The following is a 3,837-nucleotide window of genomic DNA, read 5'->3' as shown; positions in this document are numbered from 1 at the left end:
ATGTCTGTTGATATACCTAGGGTGAGAAAAGCAGTTATTACAGAAGAAACAAGGCTCATTTTGGATGAGTTACGGCGGTTTCGTCATCTGGTGAGAAGTGCTTATTCTTGCCAATTAGATGAGGAAAAGGTTTTAATCATCGCCCATCAAATTGTTAATTCTTATCAAACCATAATCAATGACATTCAATTGTTTTGTAATAATTTAAGTAAGGGAAAAACTTAATTAAAGATAACCCAATTTACAAGATCACCTTCGGTGCGCTTTCAGCGAGTGGCGTGCTGCTATGCAGTGCCGTAGGCATCCCACTGAATCTAAGTAAAGAGGACTGACGCAGGTACGCTACCCGTAGGGGCAATTCATGAATTGTCCCTACGGTTAGACAAGATTTATAGTGCTATTGCGTAAGTCCTAACACCTTAAATCAAATATTGTTGGGTTTCGTTGCCTCAACCCAACCGACAAGATCTGCGATCGCACTTAAGTCATCATGCAAATTAAGCAGCAGGATATTCTGTTTGTACTCCCAGTACCCAACCCACTGAATCTACCGCATTACCAGCGATAAGTTCCTTTGGAGGATCTAGAGTAATGGTTACTGTTTGGCTGGAAATATTGACAGAAACATTGTGAGAATAAGTTGATTCAGAGCCTTGAATTCCTAAAGGAATACCCAAGAATGAGAGACCGACCTTGACTGTTTGCTCAAAGGTTTTTTCGATGCTTTCATAATCGGATGATTTGACGGTAATTTTTACAGAAGGATAATTAGAAATTGCTACTCCTGTGACGAACCCGAAAGGCCCGGACTCACTAAAGTCAATTTGTGGCTTTGGAGAGAATTTAAAGCCAGAAACATCATTATCACCGTTTTTGATAGCATCCTTGATCGGTTTAGTCCAATACCAATACTGATTGGGATTAGATTGGTCATAGGCTACTGGCCCATAATTGACTAAAGTGACTCCCGTGTAAGTTAACTCAATGTCTGTTGTGTTGGAACTTGTAGCAATGTGATCTGAAAAATAACTGGCTTCTGCATCAACAGAAAGCGTAAATAAATCCAAAATTGGAATATTGATACTTGCGCCACCAGCTATAGAAACTCGGAATTCGCTTTCTGAATAACGACTTACTGACAGTTTCAGAGATATCGCATTGTTTATGGCTTTCAAACCATTCAAGATGTCTGATAATTGAGTCGCTATTTTATAAGCTGGATGATATACTTTATCATCAGTCTGTAAACCACCATTGTCTGACGTGGGACTTTGAACAGCCTTAAGAGCGCGTTTGAGGTAAGCTTGATTCATCGTTGAAGCATTTGCAAGAGGAATCACACTATTTATCGCATCAAGATAGTTAGCCAAAACAGGAATAATAGGCTGACCACTGCCAGGAGTTTTGTTGAGTAATTCGTCGAGATTTATAGCTCCTGCCATTGCAGTTAAATTAGTTGCAGGATCAGCCCAATCAGCGGCAATCTTGCCTATAACCTTGTCAATAGGTTGTCCATCCCCTTCAGGAAAACTGCCGTAAGCTTGTTTCCAAGCATTTAACAAAGCAACTTGCTGATCGGTCGCATCTCGATAAGCTTTGTTAAGCTTTGCTTTGTCTGTTGATGATAGGGAATAACCTACCTTACTAAAAACGTCAATATAAATTGAGTTAAAGGACTGATCCAACTGCCTTGGAGTATTATTGGTCGTAGCCAGAGCAAGACTATTAGTAGCCGAACTACCTAAAGCATCAAGATAGTTAGCCAGAACAGGAATAATAGGCTTTCCACTTGCTGGTGTAGCATTTAATAGCTCATTAAGATTTAGAGCGTTTTCCATTTGGGTTAGAGTTGTTGGAGGATTAGCCCAGTCACTGGCTATACTCTTTACAACACGGTCAATCAGTTCCCCGTCTCCTTCGGGAAAATGACCATAAGCTTGCTTCCAGGCATTTAATAAAGCTACTTGCTCATCTCTTACGTCGTATGGAGAAGGTAGAGGTTGATTGGTAGAAGTGGCTTTTAAAGCCGAACTGATCCAAGTGTAGGTTTTGGCATTAAAGAGGTCAGGATTGCTTGGATTTTGCCAATAATAAGGGAAATTCCCTAAAGCTCCTACCATAAAAGATTCAAGGGGTTTTGAGCCAAGTGCAGATCCTAAAATACTGGCAGCTTTTGCTCTTAACTCTTCTATAATTGGCTGAACGTTAGAGGGATTTACCACATTGGATTCTGGCTCAGTTGCCAAGTAATTAAATTCATATTCAGCAGTCAAATTAAGAGCGTCTTCGAGTAAACATCGGACTGTAACGGTGTTATTTCCAGTTCCTAATTGCCATTCATTCGGAGTACTGCTATTTAACTGCCAAGTTTGCGTTGCAGCAGTATAGCTTAAGGAAGCAGCTGCAAATCGGTGATTTGTAGTGACAGAAATCTGATAAGTGTAATTGTTGTTTATCGTAACTTGTGCTGATCTCACATAGTTAGGTGGCAATGTAAAGTTGTCTCCATTGCTAATCATCCAATCTTGTGTTGAGTTAGAGCGATTCGCCCATCGAATAGTGAAGTTTGCCATTTCATCGTCCTCTATTTTCCTGATTTTTTGAATTAAAAGTGATTTGTTTAATCACCTTTGATACCAGAATAAGTTTTATTTTGAGTAATGGCAATCTCTAAAGTTAATACTTTTCTAATAGGTTTTTTTGAGTAGAATATTAACTTTTATATTAGATTTATATTAGATTTGTATTAGATTCAAAGGGTGACTTTATGGTATGACTCCCTCATCCCTGAAAGTAGAACAAATGAATTAATCTGTCGGCTAAAATCATCAAAACCCTTTTACCCTCTGACTTGTAGCGGTTTTAGGGGATGAAAAGAAAGCCGCAAAAAAGCGATCGCAATTCTTGAAAACAGACAGCGATCGCCTTCTTCCTTGAATAAAGAGATGCTATGATTAGATGATGAGTATTACTGTTTAAACAAGTATCATTCTCATGGCACAATCAATTTACGAAGGAACTTGGGAAGAAATTGCCGCCTATGCTTCTGAATTAAAAGGGCGAAGAGTTAGGCTAACTGTACTTGATTCTGTATCAGACGAAGAAAAGATACCCTCTAGTAACTCCCTCGCTGAAGTCCTTAAGGGAAAAGTGGGTATCATTGAAGGGGTTTCCCCAGACCTTTCTACCCACACAGGAGAAAAATTTGCCGATTTAATGCAGGAAAAACAGCTAAAAAGAGGGGACTTGTCTTGATTTTGTGTGATGCTTCTGCGCTTATTGCCTTACTAAGTCGAAGCGACAATAACCATCAACGCTGTGTTGCTGTTTTACCCTTTTTACAACCTCCTCTGATGAAAAGAAAAAATTAAAAAGCGATCGCAATCCTTGAAAACAGACAGCGATCGCCTAACTTTTAACTATCACAAGCAACATTATTGGAGGGCTGATAATTCTTCCCGAAGAATACGGCGTAAATCGGACTGAGTGAGCGATCGCTCAGAAGGAGATTGGATATATTGTTTTAAAGCCTCATTAATTAGGGTTTGATAACCCATTCCTGCGGTTTCAGCCTGTTCTCGAAAATAAGCTAGAATCTCATCATCTAGATAAATGGTAATGCGTGTTTTTCCCTGAGAGGAAATGAGCGCCCCTCGTTTTCCTTTAGAAAAATCATATTCCTTTCTCATAAGTTTTTCGGCTCTTCGGGAATTGTTATGCAAATAATTAACTTAAAATAAAATTCGATGAGAGCGCCTACGCTCAAAAGTAGCTGAAATCCATACAGGGAAGGACTTAAGGCACAAACAGGTTAATACCAAAAGATAGACAATTGAG

Annotated in this window: 4 protein-coding genes; 2 read left to right on the top strand and 2 right to left on the bottom strand. The window is 39.3% G+C overall.

The features are described 5' to 3' along the window. Positions 1 to 225, top strand: a 225-nt coding sequence (locus tag O9295_RS00495; protein WP_288117916.1) for a ribonuclease toxin HepT-like protein, incomplete at its 5' end; no start/stop codon positions are given. Between the two features lie 272 nt (positions 226 to 497). Here the strand turns inward: O9295_RS00495 and O9295_RS00490 are convergent. Further along, the gene (locus tag O9295_RS00490; RefSeq protein ID WP_288030896.1) at positions 498 to 2,573 is read right to left on the bottom strand and encodes a hypothetical protein; all 2,076 of its coding nucleotides are present in this window, start codon (positions 2,571 to 2,573) and stop codon (positions 498 to 500) included. 421 nt (positions 2,574 to 2,994) lie between these two features. Here O9295_RS00490 and O9295_RS00485 point away from each other — a divergent pair, with 421 nt between their 5' ends. Next, on the top strand, positions 2,995 to 3,255 hold the full coding sequence (locus tag O9295_RS00485) for a hypothetical protein (protein WP_002766683.1): 261 nt from the start codon (positions 2,995 to 2,997) through the stop codon (positions 3,253 to 3,255). A gap of 179 nt (positions 3,256 to 3,434) precedes the next feature. On the opposite strand, the gene O9295_RS00480 is transcribed toward O9295_RS00485, so the two are convergent. Further along, complete coding sequence (locus O9295_RS00480) at positions 3,435 to 3,689, bottom strand: BrnA antitoxin family protein (RefSeq protein WP_002738362.1); 255 nt, start codon at positions 3,687 to 3,689, stop codon at positions 3,435 to 3,437. Between the last annotated feature and the right edge of the window lie 148 nt (positions 3,690 to 3,837).

This window comes from Microcystis sp. LE18-22.4A (genome assembly GCF_027531105.1).
Classification (GTDB): domain Bacteria; phylum Cyanobacteriota; class Cyanobacteriia; order Cyanobacteriales; family Microcystaceae; genus Microcystis; species Microcystis aeruginosa.
Note: the sequence above shows the minus strand (reverse complement) of the source record. Positions and strands in the feature narration are given on the sequence as shown.